Origin of the sequence: Parabacteroides sp. CH2-D42-20, from assembly GCF_003670185.1 — a bacterium.
In the GTDB taxonomy this organism is placed as follows: domain Bacteria; phylum Bacteroidota; class Bacteroidia; order Bacteroidales; family Tannerellaceae; genus Parabacteroides; species Parabacteroides distasonis.
The window spans coordinates 167591-188891 of record NZ_RAYG01000002.1 but is presented as its reverse complement, the minus strand read 5'-3'; the positions used below and the strand labels follow the sequence as shown (position 1 = coordinate 188891).

At 39.2% G+C, this 21301-nt stretch carries 10 protein-coding genes; 9 read left to right on the top strand and 1 reads right to left on the bottom strand.

Annotated features, from left to right (window positions below):
• The 3 genes from D7V92_RS02420 to D7V92_RS02410 all read left to right on the top strand — a co-directional run bounded on the left by D7V92_RS02420 (position 1) and on the right by D7V92_RS02410 (position 11249).
• The gene (locus D7V92_RS02420; protein ID WP_121772206.1) at positions 1 to 8070 is read left to right on the top strand and encodes a T9SS type A sorting domain-containing protein; all 8070 of its coding nucleotides are present in this window, start codon (positions 1 to 3) and stop codon (positions 8068 to 8070) included.
• Positions 8071 to 8107: 37 nt separating this feature from the next.
• Positions 8108 to 10258 (top strand): Ig-like domain-containing protein, encoded by a 2151-nt coding sequence (locus D7V92_RS02415; protein ID WP_158598875.1) that lies wholly within the window; start codon positions 8108 to 8110, stop codon positions 10256 to 10258.
• 229 nt (positions 10259 to 10487) lie between these two features.
• Positions 10488 to 11249, top strand: a complete 762-nt coding sequence (locus D7V92_RS02410; protein WP_008773721.1) for a LytTR family DNA-binding domain-containing protein — start codon at positions 10488 to 10490, stop codon at positions 11247 to 11249.
• 3 nt (positions 11250 to 11252) lie between these two features.
• On the opposite strand, the gene D7V92_RS02405 is transcribed toward D7V92_RS02410, so the two are convergent.
• A complete protein-coding gene (locus tag D7V92_RS02405; RefSeq protein ID WP_158598874.1) occupies positions 11253 to 12626 on the bottom strand; it encodes a transglutaminase domain-containing protein in 1374 nt (457 codons plus the stop codon).
• 222 nt (positions 12627 to 12848) lie between these two features.
• Between D7V92_RS02405 and D7V92_RS02400 the strand changes: the two genes are divergently transcribed.
• The 6 genes from D7V92_RS02400 to D7V92_RS02375 are packed head-to-tail and all read left to right on the top strand — an operon-like array spanning position 12849 to position 20638.
• A complete protein-coding gene (locus D7V92_RS02400; protein WP_147441509.1) occupies positions 12849 to 14015 on the top strand; it encodes a hypothetical protein in 1167 nt (388 codons plus the stop codon).
• Between the two features lie 19 nt (positions 14016 to 14034).
• Entirely contained in the window at positions 14035 to 15096 is a 1062-nt protein-coding gene (locus tag D7V92_RS02395; protein WP_121772202.1) for a hypothetical protein, read from the top strand.
• Between the two features lie 22 nt (positions 15097 to 15118).
• Positions 15119 to 16102, top strand: coding sequence for a nuclear transport factor 2 family protein (locus D7V92_RS02390; protein ID WP_121772201.1), 984 nt, complete (start codon positions 15119 to 15121; stop codon positions 16100 to 16102).
• Positions 16103 to 16133: 31 nt separating this feature from the next.
• Complete coding sequence (locus D7V92_RS02385; RefSeq protein ID WP_034532050.1) at positions 16134 to 18056, top strand: hypothetical protein; 1923 nt, start codon at positions 16134 to 16136, stop codon at positions 18054 to 18056.
• A gap of 11 nt (positions 18057 to 18067) precedes the next feature.
• Positions 18068 to 19792 (top strand): leucine-rich repeat domain-containing protein, encoded by a 1725-nt coding sequence (locus D7V92_RS02380; RefSeq protein WP_008773715.1) that lies wholly within the window; start codon positions 18068 to 18070, stop codon positions 19790 to 19792.
• Between the two features lie 12 nt (positions 19793 to 19804).
• The gene (locus D7V92_RS02375; protein ID WP_121772200.1) at positions 19805 to 20638 is read left to right on the top strand and encodes a hypothetical protein; all 834 of its coding nucleotides are present in this window, start codon (positions 19805 to 19807) and stop codon (positions 20636 to 20638) included.
• Positions 20639 to 21301: the final 663 nt, after the last annotated feature.

The window sequence follows — 21301 nt, the reverse complement described above, 5'->3', positions numbered from 1 at the left end:
ATGAAAACACGTTATTTGATGTTGCTGTTAGGATGTTTATTCCTCCAGTTACAATCTATTTTCTCTCAAACAGAGAATAATAGCCTTTATATCCCACCGACAGATTGTGCGGTGGGGTCTTTAGCGACTGTTCCAATTATGCTATCTAATGATGCGGAAATAGTTGCCTTGCAGTTTGATATGCATGTCCCGGATGTTGTCCGGTTGGCAGATCCGGGTATTACTTTGACAGATCGAAAAAATGGCCATACGATAACTGTAAAAAATCTTGGTGGAAACAATTATAGGGTCCTGGTCTTCTCTGCTACGAATACTTCTTTGCGAGGAAACTCTGGGGCTTTATTCCAATTGCCATTAACTATTCCAAAGGATTTGGAGATTGGGGCAGTTTATGCGATCGAGTTCAAAGATGTCGTGCTAAGTAAAAGGAATGGCGAGAATGTACAGTCGGGCGTGAATGATGGTTCCATTAAGATCGTGCATGGGAACAGACCCGATATAGCGGTTCAAGAGATAAAGTTCATTTCATCGGAAATAAAACCCGGCGGCAAGGTGTCTGTCGCTTGGTCTGTCAAGAATGTAGGAAACCAACCGACTAAAGCTGGTTGGAGTGAGCAGGTTTATTTGGTAAGTGAGTCCGGAGATGAGGCTTACATTGGACAATTGAACTCTGAGGAATTACTATCTGCCAGTGGAGTGGCATCGCGACAAGCGGAGTTTACGCTTCCAGTTTATCCGGGTATTGACGGAAAGGTTTATGCGAAGGTGAAACTTACTCCTTATCCGGAACTGGGGGAGTTGCCTGTAGATGTGGCTAATAATGAGGCTTCCTCTAGTGGCTATTTGACTTTGGCGAAAGAGTTGTTTTTGAAGTTAAATCGAAATCCTATAGCGGAAACATATACTTCCGATGTGTACGGGTTCTTGAATAGGAGCGGGTCTCGTAAAACGGAGGAGACGTTTACATTTACGAACTCAAATCCGAAACGAATGACGATCCCTTCTTCCGTCACTATCCCGGTAGGAGAATCTGGAATCTCTTTTAAGGTTCGTGTGATTGATGATCAGATAGCGAATCCAGACTCTTTCATTGTTGCTAAAGTTTCTGGTAATGGATATAAGGAAGTGTCTCAAGACATATGGATAGAAGATAACGAGATGCCGAAATTAACGATGACGGCTCCCGAAGACGATCGCAAGGAAGGGGATAGCTTTAAACTTACTATTCAAAGGGAGTGGGCGACTAAATGGCCTTTAGCGGTACGTTTAGTGACAGACCATCCTAAGCGTTTCCAGTTTGATCCTAATGTAGTGATTCCTGCGAATGAAAAATCAGTGACGGTGGATATATTGGCTATCGATGATGATCTTCCGGATGTTACAATCGACGCTGTGTTCACGGCTTCCGCCTACGGCTTCGAGAACGGTACGGGATTTGTGAAATTATTGGATAATGACCTTCCTGACATACAAATGGAAATAACCCCGTTATCTTTCTCCGAATCAGCTGGGCCGCAAGCCGCTATAGCTAGTTTGCGCCGTACGAAAGTAACGGATAATAAGATCACGGTAAAACTGACCGATGACTCGAAGGGGACTCTTTATTATCCTTCTACTTCTATTGTCTTAGAGAAAGGCGTGACAGAGTATCAATTCGCGATCGGTGTAGTGGATAATGATTTGAAAGATGGCGATCGTAAAGTTAAACTGACAGCGGCGGTATATATTTCTTCTTGCAGTTGCTCTGCTGCTGGAACTTCCGCAGGATCAGTCACCAAGGAACTGACGATATTGGATAATGATGGTCCATCCCTGAAGATCACAAGCTCACAGACTTCTTTGATCGAAGGAAAGAAGGATGCGACAACTTTAACGATCATACGAAATACAGATACTTCACAGGCTTTGACTGTAAAACTGACATGTGATAAGCCAGAAGATGTTATTTTTGAGAATACAGTGATAATCCCTGCCGGAAAAACCTCTGTGGATATTCCTGTTTCTGTAAAAGAAAACTCAACAACGGAAGGTAACCGAACCGTAACATTCACCGTTTCTGCCGAAGGTTTTTCTAGTGGTGTTTGCTGGGCGATGATTACGGATCAGACGCTGCCGGATGCGGTAGTATCAGGCTTATCTCTATCTGTTATGGAATCTCAACCTGAAGGAGATATTACTTATAATATTGAGATAAGCAATGAAGGATTTGCGTTGTTATCGAAGGAAACGGAAGTCTCTATTTATTTATCGCAAAATGTAAATTTGTCAGCAGGTTCGTATAAAGAGTTGTTGAGTACTTTAAAATTGCAGGCAGACTTAGCTCCAGGGCAAATGACCCAATTGAAAGAAACTGTTACATTACCGGCTAAGACTGGAGATTATTATATAATTGCGGTAGTTAATGAGAATCAATATCAACCGGAGCTGGTTTATATTAATAATGAATCTGCGGAAGTTCCGTTAAAATTAGTTTCTCCTTATAATATATCTGTATTAGCGGATAAAAAGTCTTATAAGTCAGGAGAACAGGTAATTGTAACCGGAAAAGTGATTGGGGCAAAGGCCGCAAATGTATTGTTGGATTTATATCTAATAAATAGAGGATATCGTCAGGTCTTTAATGTGAAAACAGATGCTCAAGGCCAATTTAAATATATTTTTAAACCGGAAAAATGGCAAATGGGTGATTTTACGCTTGGGGCGTGTTATCCGGGTGAAGGTTTGAAAGAAAGAATGGCTGACTTTAATATTTATGGTATAGGTATCGCTCCAAAGGTACAATGTGAGGTGATCCAAAATAAAATGTATAAAGGGGTAATCCAATTAAATAATCTTGGTACGTTAAAGTTGACAAACGTGAAGGCGGAGGTTGTATCCATACCTTCAGATTGTGCTATCAAATTTGAATCAATTTCTGTAATAGAACCTAATGCTACTGGGCAATTGAATTTTACGATAGAAAGTAGAATTACATCAACAAGCCTTTTGGGAGATAATATAGACGTTTGTGTGAGTTCAGCGGAAGGTGCTAGCGAAAATTTCTCCATTAATTATTATTGTAGCTCAGAAAAAGGCGAATTAATTACCGAATACCCATCGGTTAATACGACTATGACAAAAGGAACTTCCCGAATATATCAATTGAATATTGCTAATAAAGGAGCTGGAGAGACTGGAAAAATAACAGTCGATATACCTAAATTGGCATGGATGAGTTTGGAGAGCCCAAAAGAAATGGCTTCGTTGAAGAATGGGGAGGCTGCTACTATAATTCTGCGTATGTCTCCTACTGCGGACATGGATTTAAATGTAGTTTGTAAAGGTACTATCGGTGTTAATTGTACAAATGGAAAGGGTTTTTCTTTACCTTATAATATAACACTGGTTTCGGAGGCTACAGGTACTTTGCAAATAGATGTCTGTGATGAATATACTTATAATACAAAAGATGCTCCTCATGTTGAAGGTGCTAAAATACGTATAACCACTCCATCTAATAAATTAGTGGCAGAAGGAGTTTCCGGTAAGGATGGGTTATTTACTTTACCGAAGATAGTGGAAGGTTATTATAAGATAGAGGTTAGTGAAGACAATCATAGTGATGTTTTTAAGGGAACGGTATTGGTAGATCCTGGCAAATTAACTTTAAAAACCGTAAATTTAAGTTTTCAAGCTATACAGGTGTCTTGGAAGTTGGAAGAGACAGAGATAGAGGATAAATATGAAATTGTGACTGATGTGAAGTTTGAAACAAATGTTCCTGCTCCTGTTGTAGTTATGAATATGCCAAACAGTATTCCTGCGGAAGATTTGCAGCTAGGCGAATCTCTGATGTTCAATGTGACTTTGGTAAATAAAGGGCTTATAACAGCAGAAGATGTTCAATTACAAATGCCATCAGGTTTTAAGACTTTTACATTTGAACCGATGATACAAGGACCATTTGAGCTACTGCCTCAAGTGGCAATTACAATACCTGTAAAAGTGACGAAAATAGCATCTTTATTAAGAAATCTGGATAATGATCCTTGCGTGGGATACCCGGGAACACTCTATTTTTGGGATTGTGGAACAGATCGTAAATGGCATCGCTACGAGGCTGTATTACAGTTAGGTTCATGCAAGGATGGAATCCCTGATAGAGGTGATGGTGAAGGATCTTCTTATCCGGGTGGTTGGGGATTTGGTTTTGGTTCCGGTTGGTTTAGCTCTGCTGGTAGCTATTCTTCTTCGACTTCATCTTCTCCCTTTGATAAATGGACTGCTGAGGATAAAGGTTGTGAGCCTTGCCAAAATAAGTTTTTATTGGATCTGGTTCAGTGTATTAAACCTGTTAAGGTTGCGGTTGAGGCTGTAAAGTTTGTTTCAAAAAGTGTAGATTGTGTGGGTAGTTTTACTAGTGATGAAAAGGATTTTGTAAATAAACTTAAAGATTGTCCTTTTACACAGGATGTTGGAGCTGGACTTGAGGCTTTGAATAGAATATATGCCTTGTACAATTATCTAATTAATAAAATAGCTAACGGTGAAGATTTGACTTCTACTGAGAAAGATATTATAGCAGATGACTTTAAAAATGTTGCGTTAAGTGCTATAAATGATTTAGTAGATCATTATGCGGGCAAAAATAAGGATGAGGTGGAATCTAGTAAAGACAGTGTTGTTAATTCTTTATTGGAAGCCGTAGATGCTATGAAGAATCTGCGAGATGTGAAAAACCCTGCGGATTTCTTGACAAAAGCTCAAGACTTTTTTAGCAAAATGACGGATCTGCTGGATAAGTTTGAGACAACAAAAGAGGTTGCTCAGAAGTATAAGAAATTTTTGACAGTATGGAAGAAATTTGATTGTATAACTCCTTTATTGGAACCTTGTGATCGGAAAGAACCAACCTCGTTAAGATCTGTATCTAAGGAATATCCTTCTTATATACAGGAATTTCAAGAATCCTTACGTATTGTTCAAGATGGAGCGATTGCTGAAGATGGATTGAGGGAAGAGATTTTAGGGGACCCTATATGGATGGGAGTCTCTGTGGAGCAAATGCTACCTTTATTGTCGTATTTGAATGAATTTACCGATCAATTGGCTGAAGATAAAGGTATTTATCTATTAAGACCACAAGGGGTCAGTGTAGAGCAGTTGGAACGACTGAAGGAGAGATGGTATAACTCTTTTTCTAAATACCAAATGGGGGGAGAGAATAATGTTAATTTGGAAAAAGTGAGGACTTTATTGGCTACATCGAAGTTAGCTTCTGATTATTTGCATAAATCTGATTTTTCTAATTTTACAGAGTTGCTGGAGGCTCAATTGACAAATGTTCAGTCGAAATTGGATAAATCCAAGGAATCGGTTTGCTCAACAATTTCCCTTCAATTCAAGCAAACCATGACCATGACCCGGCAAGCTTTCCGTGGTACATTAACTGTATTTAATGGTCATGAATCTATCGCCATGAAAGATGTACGATTGAATTTGGAGGTGAAAGACGAGGAAGGCAATACTGCGGGAACTCATGAATTCCAGATTAATACTGAAAGCCTAGATACATTTGGTGGCGAATTGGACGGAGCTTGGACATTGGATGCGCAAAAGACTGGAAAGGCCACGATCTTGTTTATCCCAACTAAGTATGCCGCCCCGACAGAAAAGAAGAACTATTCATTCGGAGGAACTTTATCGTATGTGGATCCATTTACGAACTTGGTTGTGACACGAGATTTGTTCCCGGTAACGATGACCGTGAAACCTTCTCCCAACTTAGATATGACTTATTTTATACAGCGGGATATTTTAGGCGATGATCCCTTGACGACGAATAAGGTGGAGCCGATGGTGCCTGCTGAGTTCTCACTATTGATTCATAATACCGGTGCCGGTGACGCTACGAATGTGAATATGGTGACCAATCAGCCAGAAATTATTGATAATGAGAAAGGATTGAATATTAAATTTGAGTTGTTAAGTTCTCAATTGAATGGCGAAGAACATTCATTGGCTTTGGGTGGTAGTGTGGCTACTGCATTTGGTACGATTGAAGCAGGCAAGACCGCATATGCGCAATGGTGGTTTACTAGTACCTTATTGGGGCATTTCACGGATTATGACGTGAAAGCTACACACGTTTCTAGCTATGATAATCCGGATTTGAGCTTGTTGGACCAAGTGACGATTCATGAGCTGATTCGTAGCATTAAGGTGCCGAAGACAGATTTGGCTGGCTTCTTGGTGAATGATAACGTGGATTCGGAAGATTTGCCGGATATGCTTTATCTGTCGGACGGTACGATAGAGGAAGTAGCTGTCGCTAAGAGATCTACTATTCAATTGAGCGGTACCTATCAATATACCTTGACCGTTATTCCTTCGGAGAGCGGTTGGAATTATGGTTCTATCAGCGATCCGACAAATGGAAGACAGACTTTGGTTAGCATTGTTCGAAAGAGTGACGGAGCGTCAATTGATACACGAAATATTTGGCAGACAAGTTGTACGTTGAGAGATGGAAAGGAACCATTCTATGAGAATATTATTCATTTCGTGGACAAAATGGGAACTGCGCAAGAAGAATATCAGTTGACATTTGAACCTGGTCCAAGCGTAGTGCTGGAGGTTTCTTCTTTCGAGGGTATCCCCGCAGAAAATGAGACAGTGGATAAGCCTGTGACGGAAGTGACTGTACATTTTAATAAGGAGGTAAATGCTTCTACCTTTACGACCGAGGATCTTACGCTAGTTCTCCAAGGTGAGACGCAAGACGTGAGTTTGATAAAGATCCAAAAAGTGGATGACCAAACTTTTGTGTTAGACTTGACTGCGCTGACAAAACGGGATGGTTATTACATTCTGACGGTGCAGACAACGGATATCACGGATGCGGAAGGTTTCGAGGGTGATACAGGGGAAAGTGTTAATTGGGTGCAGTATTTAGCGGCGGGAAGCCAGACATTGACATTCTCTTTGTCTACCGGTTGGAATTGGATATCTACAAATATGGAAAAGATAGGAGATCCGATAACGTTCTTGAGTCCTGTAAAGGATCAAGTTAAGCGTCTGCAAAATCAGTTCGAGGAATTAACGAATGACCCAAAATATGGTTTGACGGGTAATCTGAAGACATTGACCCCTAAATCGTCCTATAAACTGGAAATGAGTGGCGATGGGAAAATAGATGTGGTAGGAACAACCTTGACTCCGGATCAAGTAACAATTGACCTGAATAAGGGATGGAACTGGATTGGTTATATACCTCGTGCGGCTGCCAGTCCGACAATGGCTTTATCCTTATTGTCGGCTAATGCGAACGATGAGATCAAAGGACAGCGTGGTTTCGCTAAATTCAATGGTACTAGTTGGGTCGGAACCTTGAAGCAGATGGTTCCGGGTGAAGGATATATGTATTATGCGAATACGAAGCAATCCTTCCGCTATGCGATGATCTATAATACGCTCCTGTCCGCGAGCTTGAAATCCGCGGTTTCGAAACCCGTAGATGTCTGGTCTGTCGATATCCATAAGTATCCAAATAACATGAGTATCGTGGCTGACTTGTGGGATGGCCAAGTAAAACAGGAGCCGGAGGTTTATAAGGTAGGTGCTTTTGTTGGTGAAGAATGTAGAGGTATTGGTCAATATGTGGATGGCTTATTGTTTATTACGGTCTATGGGGAGAAGAGTGGAGAGAAAATTTCATTCCGGGCAATTTCTTCGGGAGCCTCTACAGAATGGGGTATTCGAGAGACCGTATCTTTTGGAGAGTCGTCGTTAGGAACCTTGGATGAGCCTTATGCGTTACATCTCACAGGCTTTATTACAGGAACTGAGACGTTGGATGGTACTTTTGGTTTCTATCCGAATCCGGTAAGCCGAATTTTATATTTCAAGGGTGATTACTCTAATATAAAGAGTGTTTCTGTATTGAATATAAATGGTGTACCAGTCTTGACTAAAGACTTGAATGGCGACAATCGCTTGGATGTCTCATCCCTTTCTGACGGAGTTTATATCTTGATGATTAAAAAGGAGAAAGAGATTCTTTACCATAAAATCATCAAGGTCTCCAAGTGATTATGCGATTGAGTAATAATATATGCAAAATGTTTATATGAGAACAATAAGTTTATTTTTGATAAATGTGGTCATGCTACTCTTCTCTCTTTCGGGAAGAGCGGCAACCGATCCGGGTTGGAGTTGTGATATCCATGCCTACCAATACGATATGAGTGTTTATCTTGCGTTGCGGCAAGATAATAAACCTGTGGTGGCTGATCTTGTTGTGGCAGCTTTTGTAGGAGATGAATGCCGAGGGATTGCGGAGGCGCAATCCGTAAAAGACGCTTCTTATTATTATCTAAGGGTACGAAGTAATGAGGTAGCCGGGGATTCAGTTTATTTTAGGATATATGACCGGGAGAAAAATAAGGAATTGGCGACCTTAGGTAGTTTCTCGTTCGAGAATTTGCGGCAGGTGGGATATCCCAGTCAACCGTGGGTGCTGACTCTGCCTGTCGTAATTACTCCTGATGCGCTGGAAGGTGTGGATGAGACGACCGAGAATATCCAATTGACCGGTACATGGACGGAGGCGAATTTAGCTGATTTAAAGGAGAAACTACAGCCGGAAGAAGGAAAGAATGATAAACTGTCTTCGGTAGATATGAGTGATGTTGTATTAAGTGAAGATGTTACTTTGGAAGATGTGTTTACGAATAGTACGGTTTTGACTTCCGTGAAATTACCGGACTTGTCTGGTGTGAACAATCTTTCAACTGATGCTTTCAAAGGAACAAACCCAAATTGTGTGGTTTTTGTTAATGAGGAAACTAAGGTGCCAGAACGATGGGGTGAGGATGTGAACATTGTTGTTGGCAAGGAGGCCGATCGATTAGTCTTGGTAGAGCATCAACCGTTTCATACGCCAGAAGCATTTACGGTAGGCTCTGCCTATTATAAACGAGAATTTGAAAACAATGAATTATTAAGATCAGCGGCTCTTCCTGGCTGGGAAACTATTTGTTTACCTTTTGACGTGGACGTCATTAAGGCAGGGGAGAGGATTTTGAAACCAGTGTCCTCTTCTGATGGTCTGGAGTCCGGCGATTTCTTTATAGCGACTTTGACGGATAAGGGCTTTGAATACACAGACGGGAATGTGGCGAAACCTTATTTGAAGGCGAATACCCCTTATCTGATTAATCTGGTTTCGGCTGGGGGTGACCGGGTAGCGGGTGAGGTAACTTTCTTTGCGGGTGAAAATATATCTATAGCCGCTTCGGAATTATCTTATCGGCAAGAGTGTTCTCAATATGATATGATTGGTGTTTTTACGCGAGTGCTTGTTGCTGATGGTATTTATGCAGTAACAGAGGCTGGAAATGCTTTTGAGAATGGTAGTCGAGATATACTCCCTTTTGAGGCTTATCTCCAATCAAAAACAGAATCTGTTCCAACCATTCCAATCGCAATGTATACAGCCGTAACCGGTGTCCAGCTATCCTCTACAACCCTTTCTGTCGAGGAGGAAAAGACTGTTACATTATCCGCTACCATATTACCTGCTGATGCGACAAATAAAAAAGTGCAATGGAGTAATGTTGATGAAAGCGTGGCTACTGTATCCTCCTCAGGAATAATTACAGGCGTAAAAGAAGGAACTACGACTATCAAGGTGGAAACAGAGGATGGTGGCTTTACCGCAAATTGCTCAGTTACGGTTACGAAAGGCAATACCCCTCCTACACCTCCTGCGACGACGGTAAAAGTTACAGGTGTGACAGTAACCCCAGATCGCTATAATTTAAACGTTGGTGAGACTATCCAATTATCAGCCATGGTGAAGCCATCGGATGCGACAAATAAAAAAGTATCATGGAGCAGTAGTGATGTTTCTGTGGCTTCAGTGAATGAAGTAGGCTTGGTCTCTGGTAATAAAGTGGGTAATGCTGTCATTTCAGTAAAAACGGAAGAAGGGAATTTTAAAGCGGATAGTTATATCACGGTCAATTTAGTAACAAGCGTGGAAGAGATTGGTCCGGAATCTGTATATATTTATCCAACAGTCGTATCTTCTTCCTTTATTATTTCAGGCTTACGGGTAGATGGACAAGTTGAATTGATTTCTTCTTTAGGGCAAGTCGTTAAAATGATAAAAGGGATTCCATCTTCTGTAAATGTTTCGGATTTACGAGCCGGACATTACATCGTGAAAATAATTCAAGAAGATAAAATCTATATTTTTAAAATGATTAAAAGATAGAAATGGCATCTACATTTATTGGATAAATGCGAAAGGCTCCCTTTTCTCATCATAAGAATAGGGGGCCTTATCTTTTTGTTGTTAAAATAAAAAATGACAGATAAGCATGAAAAACGATAGGATAAACGTGAATATTGCAACTTATACGTAAAAAGCCCTATTTGTGGGTACTCTATGATTTTTTATCTTAACAATAAATATTTTACTTTGTTGGAAAATGGAAGCGTGTATGGAACCGGAAATAACAGTAATAATCATAGATGATGACCTTGGATCGATCCAGAAATTGCAAAACGATCTATTGGCCTTCTCGGAGGTAAGGATATTGGATACAGCGACAACGGCGGAATTGGGCAAGAGGCATATCCTTAAGTATCAACCGGATTTGGTGTTTTTGGATGTGGAACTTCCGGACATGTCTGGCTTTGATTTGCTGGATGATATACGAGATGATATTCTTCCGAACTTGAGAGTCGTTTTCTATACGGTATACGATAAATATATATTGGATGCCTTACGTGCCTCTGCGTTTGATTATTTGTTAAAACCTTATTTAATTGATGAGTTAGCGGCACTCATCGAACGTTTTCATACGACAGAACCTGCGGATGTTGCCTGCATGGAGAGATCTTTGCGGAAAATATTGAATCGGGATAGTCGATTTGCGATCCAAACCGTTTCGGGTCTTTTGCTAGTCCGTTGTGAGGAGATATTCCTGTTTCAGTTCTTGGGAGACCAGCGTTGTTGGCAGATTGTCTTGACTTCCCGTACAACTCATAAACTAAAAATGAGCACGACAGCGAAAGATTTGTTGTCTATCAATAATACGTTTGTTCAAATAAGCCAAGATTGCATTGTGAACTTGACTTATTTGATGTTCATCGAGAATAAGACCTTACGATGCGAGTTCTATCCCCCCTTCCAAGAGGAGGAGAGGATCGCCTCGCATCGCTATTTTAAACAACTGAGAGAACGGTTGGATATTATTTGATGATTACTTAACCTTATAAGAAAGTATGATATAATATCTTTTCTCGTTTGCGTCAAATGCTCCTATACTCAATTTACCTTCAGTCTTAGGAGTATAATTTATGCTCCGTAATTTACCTCTCGTTTCCCAATTAGTGATAGTCGCTGTTCCATGGAATAAAGCGATCTTTATATTGGGAGGGAGAGTGACCATGAACCGGTAGTTCTTTCCTTTTTGCAGATCACGATTAATGGGTACGTCAATTACTTTGAGTGGAAATTTATCATAAGAGAATGTTTGAGGCAGCGCCTCTATTTGGTTCGATTGGATAGCCTTGATTAATTCTCGTCCATCAAACCCAAGTAAAGGAATATTGGATGAATAGCCATCTATATCTTGTATAAGCGGACTATAGTAAGGATTTTTTTTGATCAGTTGTTCATACTCTTCTTTTGACGGTTCGGGTACCGAATATGAAAGTACGGTGGAATACGTTTTCCGGTTAGGTGGAGCGATACTGATCGATACTTCTCCGGGTAGGAATGGCGTAAATACGAGTTTCTGAGTTCCTTGGACTACTTTATTAAAGGGAAATTCGTTGTTTTGTGTCAACGCCAGTTTCGTAGGCTCGGGCAACTGTATCGTAAATTCATACGTTTCTCCTAATTTCAACGTACGTGTCATCGGTATTTGTACCACCCGGAAAGGAAGTTTTTGCCGGGGATATATTTTAGGGAGGGAAAGGATGGTACCGTTACGTAATCCTTCTAACAATTTTTCTCCATCAAAGCCCATATACTCCATGTCGGGTACGAGACCGGGAAGTTTTTGGAATTCTTCGAAAGATAGTGGTTTTTTTAGCATTTGATATTTTTCTTCATAGGGAAAATGTGAGAATGCCATCCATACGGGTGAGGTATGGAACCATGACATATCATCATCGCTACGGGCGAATGTTCCATTGTTGACAGTACCGGAACCCCATGTGGCATCCACAAAAAAGTAACGATTGGGTTTGTCTCCTTCAACTAGTACATAGGCATGGCGTTCAAAAGGCGTACCTGGTATATGATCATATGTTTTGGCGAATCCGGTTACCAAGATGCATTTGATATTTAGAGGCTCGCATAACTTGATAAATAGATCGGCGAACGCTTGGCATACCCCTTTTTTCTGTTTCCAACATTCATCAGCGTCACGGATTTTATAATCTGTGTCATAAGCTATATTTTGTATCAGATAACGATAGATAGCCCTCGCTTGATCATTTTTTTTAGAACATCCTTTTGTGATTTCTGCTGCGATACTTTTATAGTCTACTGTTGGAAGTTTCTCAGCTGATAGCAAAGTGAGATCGCAGAATAATAAAAAGATGATAAGTTTTATCGTATTTTTCATATGCATTTATGTTGGTTGATGTGTTAAAGTTATTGATAATCATTAATACTTTTCATTATTCGTTTCTTTATATAAACATGATTTTTGGCCGCTTAAACGTGGAAACGCTATGAATATCCGTTTATAGGGGAACCCCATCTTTGATATCCGAAGATTTACTTCTAGTTTTGAATTTGTGAATATCTGTTTTAGAGGCTTTCTTATAATAAAAATATGATGCTGATGAAGAGAGGAAAGAGGAAATATGTTTCTCTCGGGATCATTCTGATATGTATGTTTACCTGTCTGCCAGATATATGGGGCGACAATGGAAAATGTGAGAATAGAAAGATCGAAGAGATAATAGAACTAATGGGAAAGAACCATTTAGATGTCGAGGCTGCGGGTGAATATTCGTTAGGCTCGGTATGTCCGGGAAAGAATTTGATTTTGGCCGCAGATGCTAAGGGTACTATAAATCATGTGGGAATTAAATTGTTCGATCGCCGGATCATCGCCGATTATCCTTCTCCTGTTTATTTGTTTGTGGAGAGATACTTGCTATGGGTCTTATTAATGAAAGATGAACCTGCGATCAAGGAACGTTTGAAAGAAGACCGAGTACTATTTCGATTTGGAATGAAACTGAATGATAAGATATATTTGAATTTAAAACAAAGCCTTCGGGAAATCAAACAAGATCAATCCTTTATTATAACGACGGATAATAGTAAATACGCTGTGACTTGGTTGGAAGATCAGCGGCCTATCTTATCGATAAGTTTTCCTATACAGTATGAACTGATTTGGGGTATGAATAAGAAGGAGGCGGAGGGCCAGTTTCAAGATGGCTTAAAGGCGTTTTTGTCAAAAGAAAGGAATTTGCCTGTAGAGGCACTTCCTACTGAAATGAGTTTGATTCGTGATAATTGTTATCGTTCAGAAGGTGATTTTTATGGTTTGGAAGATATTACGTCCTATCGATATTATACAAAAAGAGCGGATCATACCTATTCATTAATATATGATCGTGTTAATCCTGTAGAATCGGTGGCAAACTTATTTACGGCTTATCCCGACTCAATGATCAAAATTGAAATCACTCAACGAATGTATGGAGGTAAACGGGAGCTTTTCACGGTCCCTCTTACTGATTTCATATCTTTTTGTAGGGAAAATGGTTGTGAGATATTCGTTGGCATTGAGAGACAGAACGAAAATTCTATGGCAGGAACGGCCATAATGGTGAACCGGTCATTGGGGTATAATCATATTTTGTATTTCAATGTAGATATGCGTATTTGGGATAATCCGGGATCTTATCCTGTGACGGCTCAATTGTATGCCTTTGTTCCTATGCATAATGTGAGTAGTTTATACGGTGATTCTAACAAAAAACAAGATAAATAACAAATAAAATAATAAGCGTATGAAAAAACTGAGTTACTTATTCATCTTACTCCTTTTCCCGATCGTCGCTTTCGCTCAGGAGGCAACAGTACAAGATAAGGAAAATAAGGAGAAAATCAAGGAGATCAAGTTGAGCGAGGATTATGTGTATGCGGATGCCGTGACGGAAGAGAATCTATCGGAAGCGCAACAAAACTCAATGGATCTGCTCCGTACGAACGTAAACGCTATTTTCGCCGAACGTTTCCACATGTCCAAGGAGGATGTGGAAGATATTTGGGATGTTATCGAGGACAAATGCCAGAATGTGACTATTAAGAAAGGGGATCTCTTTCGGGTATTTACCTACATCATGAAGGATTACCTATTTCCCGGAAAGAAGAAAAAGAAGGTGAAAAACGAGGAGTTGGCAGAAGTGAAACCCTCAAAAGACGAGATTTTACCAGATGAGATAGAGGAAGTATCGGAGGCTTTGGTAAATGATTCATTGCCGACGGCCGCACAAAATGAGATATTGGCTTTCGTTCCGGAAGCGAAGCCGGATGTTACTTCACAACCGGAGCCACAGCAAACACAAGAAGCTGGGGAATCTGAGGCTACATTACAAGATAAGGCTCAAGAGGTAGTTTCAGAAGTAACGGGTGATCCAACAGAGGCTGTTACGGAGGTTCCCGTTGCTGTTGCAACTTCAGTTGCGACAGAGGAACCGGTGACTACTACGGTGATTGCCACTCCTGTTACTCAAGTTGAAGAGCCGGTCGCTGCCGAGCCGGAAGATATTACGGTTTCTAGTCCACCGGCTCCGGCTTTAGACCCTATTGTCAAAGAATTATTGGAAACGCAAACCTATAAAGAACTGATCTCCTTATTAGGCCAGAAAAAAGAGGAAGGCACCCTTATCTATGGACGTATCAAGACTATGCGCTCTCCGGATAGATGTTATCTGGCGATTTTTAAGAAAAGCGAGGTTATCACGATTCTAGGGAAAGGAGATAAGGAACGTTTGAACCTTAAAACAAATACGGAAGATTCTTTGAATAATTATAAGGGACATGGTGTGATCTGGTTCCAGATTTTTTAATAAACGATAAAGAACAATCTATATGAAAAAGTTAATAGCTAAAGCGATCCTATTGATCGTATGTTTTCAATTTGCGTGGGTAGCTCGTGCGCAGTACGCTACGGAATTTTATTTGACAGATTTGGATAATGCTCCGCTAAAAGAAAAAGTGCAGCAGTCTATCGGTAAGTTACTGACGGAGATAAATACGGCACAGGCGAATGATTCACAGCCTTATTTCTCGGGTTTAAACATATCCAAGGACGCTCAAAATACGATTATGATGTTGTGGGACAATACCCCGTTTCGATGTGGCGAGACGGAAGTCATAGAGCGTTGCCTAAAGAATGGCAAGGAATTTCAGGTTCGTAATATCCCGTTGTTCTTGACGATCAAGGATGACAACTCTACTCAAGATAAATATCAAGAGGCCGTAATCGGTTTTGACCGCAACGGAATGATTACTGATTTCCATTTAGCGTTAGCGACAAACTTGTACACGAAAATCTTGAAAAGTAATCAGGCGGTATCAGATTTCCGTTATCGTCAAATGATCTTGGATTATGTAGAACAATTCCGTACGGCTTATAATACGAAAGATATCAATTTCTTGAACCAGATTTTTAGTGATGACGCATTGATCATAACGGGAAAAGTGGTTAAGGCAGTTCCCACGGATATGAATAAATTTATGCCTGATCCTAAGGTTATTTATACGAAACAGACAAAGAAAGAATACTTGACTAACCTTACAAATATATTTAAGACAAACAAACGAATCAATGTCATCTTTGATGATATCAATGTGATCCGCCATCCGGCTAAACCCAACTTCTATGGAGTGACCTTGAAGCAAGGCTATACATCGGATCGCTACAGCGACGTGGGTTACTTATTCTTATTATGGGATTTCACGAACGAGGATGCCCCAAAGATTCATGTTCGTACTTGGCAGCCGGAGATGCTGGATCAGTATACGAAGTTGCCGGAGGAGGAGATATTCCAAGTGGAGGATTTTGATATTTAAAAGTGCGTTGATTAATTTAAGATGATTAGTTATGAGAAAGATAAATCAAATATTTTTTCTTTTTGTGTCATTGTCTTGTCTGTGTTTAGTTTCATGTAAAGATGAGGAAAGTCCGCAATGGACGTCAATAGAAGGGACTTTTAGTGATCCTATACCTTCTAGAAAAGGGGCTGTGGTAGAAGGTATGATTAATGGTAGTATTGGTGGTAATGTTAGTGTTTTTGGTTTTTTATGTTCACTTTCTAAAGAGTTAATTCCCGATGATCCTGCGACTATGCCTTTTCCTATAAAAGATGAAAGTTTTTCTGTGGGAAAATCTTTTAAAAAGACATTAACGGATTTAGAGCCGGGCAAACAATACTATTATTGCATGTATGTCAGTAATGGAACAAATATGATGAAAACCCAAACTTCTTCTTTCACCACATTGACCACATCTAAGCCATTATTGGGTGAGATGAAAATACTTTCGGTAGGAGAATATAGTTTATCGGCTTCTTGCGGTATATTGGATAATGGAGGGTCTAATATTACTCAGTGTGGTTTCTTTTATAAAAAGCAAGAGGATGAGAAGTTTGAACCTAAATTAGTCTCTGTTGAATCTTTTCAAGTTACAATCGATAAATTATCTCCAGGTACTATGTATTATATTTATCCATTTGCGACAAATAAAGATGGAACTATAAATGGAGATACTCTTGAGTTTACAACTGAAGGATTTGAGGCTCCGGTGGTGCTCACGAATAAAGTAGGGACAGAGGCTTTAGGTTCTGATTGGGCTATATTGAGTGGCTCGTTGGAGAATAGTGGTTCTTCTGAAATTAAAGAGATGGGATTCTGTTATACGACTGTGGATAAGGATCCTGTAAAAGATGTGGATAAATTTGTACCTGTAAAAGATAAAAAAGATTTTACGTATAAATTGACAGGCTTAGTTGATAAAACTAAATATTATGTACGAGCTTATGCGAAAAATGGTTCAAAAGCAGCTTATGGTGAGAGAATTGAGTTTGTGACTAAAGAGTATATTAAGCCAATATGTGAAACTGTAGAGATTAGTAATGTGACAGACATTTCAGCGGATGTTCAATCAAAGGTTAAACAAGGAAGTGACAATATATTGAGAAAAGGTTTTTGTTATAGTAACTCAGGAGCTCCGGAACTTAAAAACGCAACAATCTTAGAAGTTACGGATATAGAGGGAGACTATTTGAAAGCAACAATAACAGGTCTATCTCCAAATAAGAAATATTTTGTACGGGCTTTTGTTGAGACAGGAAAGGAGGTGTCTTATGGTCCAATAGAAACATTAGAGACAAGTGCGGATCCTACTCCTGTTATAGGTGCGATAACATTTACGAACGTAGAGAAAACAAGTTTTGCCGCTCATGTTACGATTTCTAGTAGTGGATCTATCAAGAAACGTATGTTCTTATATAGTTCGACAAACCAATCTCCGAAATTAGATGGAGAGAATGTTAGTGTGCTTGAATTTAGTTCTGAAAGTGCAACAATCTCAGGTTTGAAGCCAAATACACAATATTATGTTTGTGTTTATGTCCTCGGAGAAAAGGATAAAGAGGTGTATAGCGCCATAGCAACAGTAAAGACAGTAACGATGGGATTGCCAGTTGTATCAGATGTGAATATAACGAGAGAAGGAAATGTCGCTACGGTGAGGGCTACTGTAACAAGTGAATCAGAAATAACGGAATGTGGGGTTTGTTATAGTACGGTTAATACTATTCCTAGCGTTATTGATTCGAAAATAAATACGGGTTTATCTGGTAATAGGTTAAATGGGCAGATCACAAATTTGAAGCAATCTACGATTTATTATATACGTGTTTATGCGACAAGTGTAGCTGGTACGGTATATAGTGATGTTGTAAAAATGGATGTTGGTGATGGTTCTCCTAATATAAATGATAATGATAATCCTGATAAAAATTAAATTATATAAAGATGAAAGCAAATTATAAATGTAGTAATTGGCTGCTATTAAGTAGTTTGGTTCTAATGTTAATACAGTATTCTTGTCAACAAGAGGATCTATTGATATATGAGGCTAAAAAGTCGGATGTTGTAATGTCTTTAAAGGAAGGGAGTGCTAGTATTCAAAACGTAACATTGGAGAATGCTGGAACTTTATCGGAAAGAGTAACCGATGTCACCTCTATAAAGGAACTGACTATTGTTGGACCAATAAATGGAACAGATATAAATTGTATTCGATCGATGAACAATTTGAAAGTGCTAAATTTAGAAAATGCGGATATTGTTGCGGGAGGAGAAAAATATGGTATTTACTCTTGGTCTTCAAGTGATCCTCAAAGTACTGAGAATAATAAAATTACAAGAAATCTGTTTGAATCTTCCCCTTGTGAGAAAATAGTTATACCTAAGAGCGTAACATCAATTGATCAAGGAGGATTTATAGCTAGCAAGATTACTTCTATGGAAATACCAGAGAATGTCACGAGTATGGGAGGGCATGTATTTACATATTGTCCAAATCTGAGGTCTATAACTTTTTTAGCTGATCTTAAGTCCATTCCTTCTGATACATTTCAAGGATGTGAAAGCTTGATATCTGTGACGTTGCCTAAGTCTTTAGTTGAAATAGAGAGTAGCGCTTTCCGGGGATGTTCTAAATTAGAATCAATCTCACTACCCGAAGGTTTGGAAAGCATAGGCTCTGACGCTTTTTTTGCCTGTCCAATCTCATCAGTCATAATTCCAAGTACGGTTAAAAATATTGGTGGAGGTGCCTTCAATGATACAAAGCTAGAATATATCAAAGTTCCTGCTTCTGTAGTAAGCGTAGGTACATATGCCTTTGAATCGACTACTATGCGATATGTATTTTGGGATAGTTCAATGGATATTATATCAGATATGTTTGATGATAGAATGTCGCCAAATTGTATTGTTTATTTAAGTAAAGATGTTAAGGTGCCTGCTAAATGGAATAATATAGTTTACAATGGTGTTGCGGAAAAAATAGTTCTTACGGCAGATGAGGCTAAGCCATTTTATTGCCCTAAAAAGTTTAAAGCTAAAAAGATAATGTATACACATGATTTTAAACAAATAACAGGACAAGGAGAGTCAGCCGGTTGGGAAACTATAGTATTACCGTTTAATGTACAAAAAGTAATACATGAAGATGGTAGGATTTTAGCTCCATTCAATAGTGAAATAAAGAACGCCAAACCTTTTTGGTTACGTGCTTTGACTAAAAAAGGATTTGAAAATGTGACTTCTTTAAATGCGAATACTCCATATATTATTGCTATGCCAAATAATGGTGCCTATGAAGAGCAATATTGTGTAAATGGTAAGGTTGTTTTTGAAGCGGAAGATAATATTAATGGAGTTGATATTTTAGAGACTCCTAATGAAATAAAAAGTGAAGGACCTTCTTTTTTGCTAACAGGTACTTATAATGCTATTTTATCAAATAGTACGATTTATCTAATCAATAAAAATGATAACTCCAATGGATTTAAAGCAGGAAGTGTTTTTATTAGAGGGCTTCGAGATGTCGATCCTTTCGAGTGTTTTGTTAGTCCAAATGGACTATCTACAAAAAGTATTATATCAATAAATGAGGTTGTAAGAACTAAAACGTTTAATAGTTTGCTAAGAAATGGAAAAAAGCTTAAACCTTCTATTTTAGATCTATAAAAAAGCTGTTATATGAGAAGCATTGTAATATACATATTTTTTCTTGTAGGAATACACGTTAGCGTTTTAGCCCAAGAGATCCAAGTTAAATCTTTCCAGAAACTGGGGCGTGATTTAGAGGCACGTACGCAACCTCGTTTGGATTTGAATGATAATCCTTGTTCGATCATAAAGGTGGTCACTACTGGCGAGGATTTCCAGTTTGAGGGAAACACCATTGGAGATCCGGTTTATAGGAAAGGAGAAGTGGTTGTATATATGACCGAAAAAAGCCGTCGTCTTACCATCAAACATGAGAAATATGGGGTCATACGTTATGAGTTTCCACAATCAATCGGGAAGCAAGAAGTATATGAGCTTGTGGTGAAGCTTGTGGAAGATAAAAATAATAAACTGAGAACCTTGGTCATGCCAAATCTAAGTTATGGCTCTTCTCGTTTGTCTTACGGGATAATGATTGGTATTGTTAAAAAGACAGGAGGTTACATTAAGGTGAAATCGGATTTCGGTTCTATCTCGTCTGAAAAAGAGGTCGATAAAAATACTGTGGATACTTATTGGTATAATGGCAATAAACAATATAGTCGTTTGGCGATAACAGGAGGTCTGTTGCAACGTGTGTTGACTCCTCTTTATTTGTACGTAGGTGCAGGATATGGGTATAAAAACGTGGCTTGGGAAACTGTAGAGCATGTTTGGCTAAAGAACAATGAAATCTCGTATTCTGGTATTGAGGCTGAGGTGGGAGGTATTTATCGTATCAATAATTTAGCGGTATCTTTGGGCATACAGACAAATGGTTTTAAGATGTTTGAGGGATGCCTAGGTATCGGTATTATGTTTTGAGCTTTTTGTTTAACAATCTAATTATCTAATAACACTTATCGGTGAAATGTTGTCATAAGTGTTTGTCTATAAGTAGGGAGGATGTCTGTGATAGATATCCTCCCTAATGTCTCATTTCCACTTCCAAAGTAAACCAGCTTCGTTCGTTATCAAATCATCCGGTTCACACGTTTTTTTGTGCGCGTATAATTAGGTGTAACACGATGTAGCAACATTAAAAACGGATTATTCCATGGCAATATTCTGTAAAAGGGATAAGCAAACAGGAACTTCCATTGGCTTCTGAAGTGAATAACTAACGGCTTGTCGAGTGAATAACTAACGGCTATACCTAGCCGCTAGCTTACGGCTTGGGAAGTGAATAACTAACCACTTGAGAAGCCTTTTGCGAGCGATTAATTAAACTGCCTAAATGGCTTATTTTCAGTCGTAAAGTAAGTTCGCTTACTTTGTCAACGAAGTTCACTTACTTTTTCTGCTCGATTTCTTACCGCGGATTGTACGGAACTGGCCACAATACTCACCCTCTTCGGTCAAGGCGAAAAGTATCGTATCTTCATCGCCCCATGCACCTAAGATACTTCGCCAATGAACTTAGGATACTTTGCCAATGAAACTAAGATACCTTTTTCGCATGGCTAACTGATACGCCTATCCCCATTG

What these genes read in the sequence shown, in the direction of transcription:
- D7V92_RS02420 (WP_121772206.1), top strand. Translation starts at nt 1, where the DNA reads ATGAAAACACGTTATTTGATGTTGCTGTTAGGATGTTTATTCCTCCAG.
- D7V92_RS02415 (WP_158598875.1), top strand. Translation starts at nt 8,108, where the DNA reads ATGAGAACAATAAGTTTATTTTTGATAAATGTGGTCATGCTACTCTTC.
- D7V92_RS02410 (WP_008773721.1), top strand. Translation starts at nt 10,488, where the DNA reads ATGGAACCGGAAATAACAGTAATAATCATAGATGATGACCTTGGATCG.
- D7V92_RS02405 (WP_158598874.1), bottom strand. Translation starts at nt 12,626, where the DNA reads ATGAAAAATACGATAAAACTTATCATCTTTTTATTATTCTGCGATCTC.
- D7V92_RS02400 (WP_147441509.1), top strand. Translation starts at nt 12,849, where the DNA reads ATGAAGAGAGGAAAGAGGAAATATGTTTCTCTCGGGATCATTCTGATA.
- D7V92_RS02395 (WP_121772202.1), top strand. Translation starts at nt 14,035, where the DNA reads ATGAAAAAACTGAGTTACTTATTCATCTTACTCCTTTTCCCGATCGTC.
- D7V92_RS02390 (WP_121772201.1), top strand. Translation starts at nt 15,119, where the DNA reads ATGAAAAAGTTAATAGCTAAAGCGATCCTATTGATCGTATGTTTTCAA.
- D7V92_RS02385 (WP_034532050.1), top strand. Translation starts at nt 16,134, where the DNA reads ATGAGAAAGATAAATCAAATATTTTTTCTTTTTGTGTCATTGTCTTGT.
- D7V92_RS02380 (WP_008773715.1), top strand. Translation starts at nt 18,068, where the DNA reads ATGAAAGCAAATTATAAATGTAGTAATTGGCTGCTATTAAGTAGTTTG.
- D7V92_RS02375 (WP_121772200.1), top strand. Translation starts at nt 19,805, where the DNA reads ATGAGAAGCATTGTAATATACATATTTTTTCTTGTAGGAATACACGTT.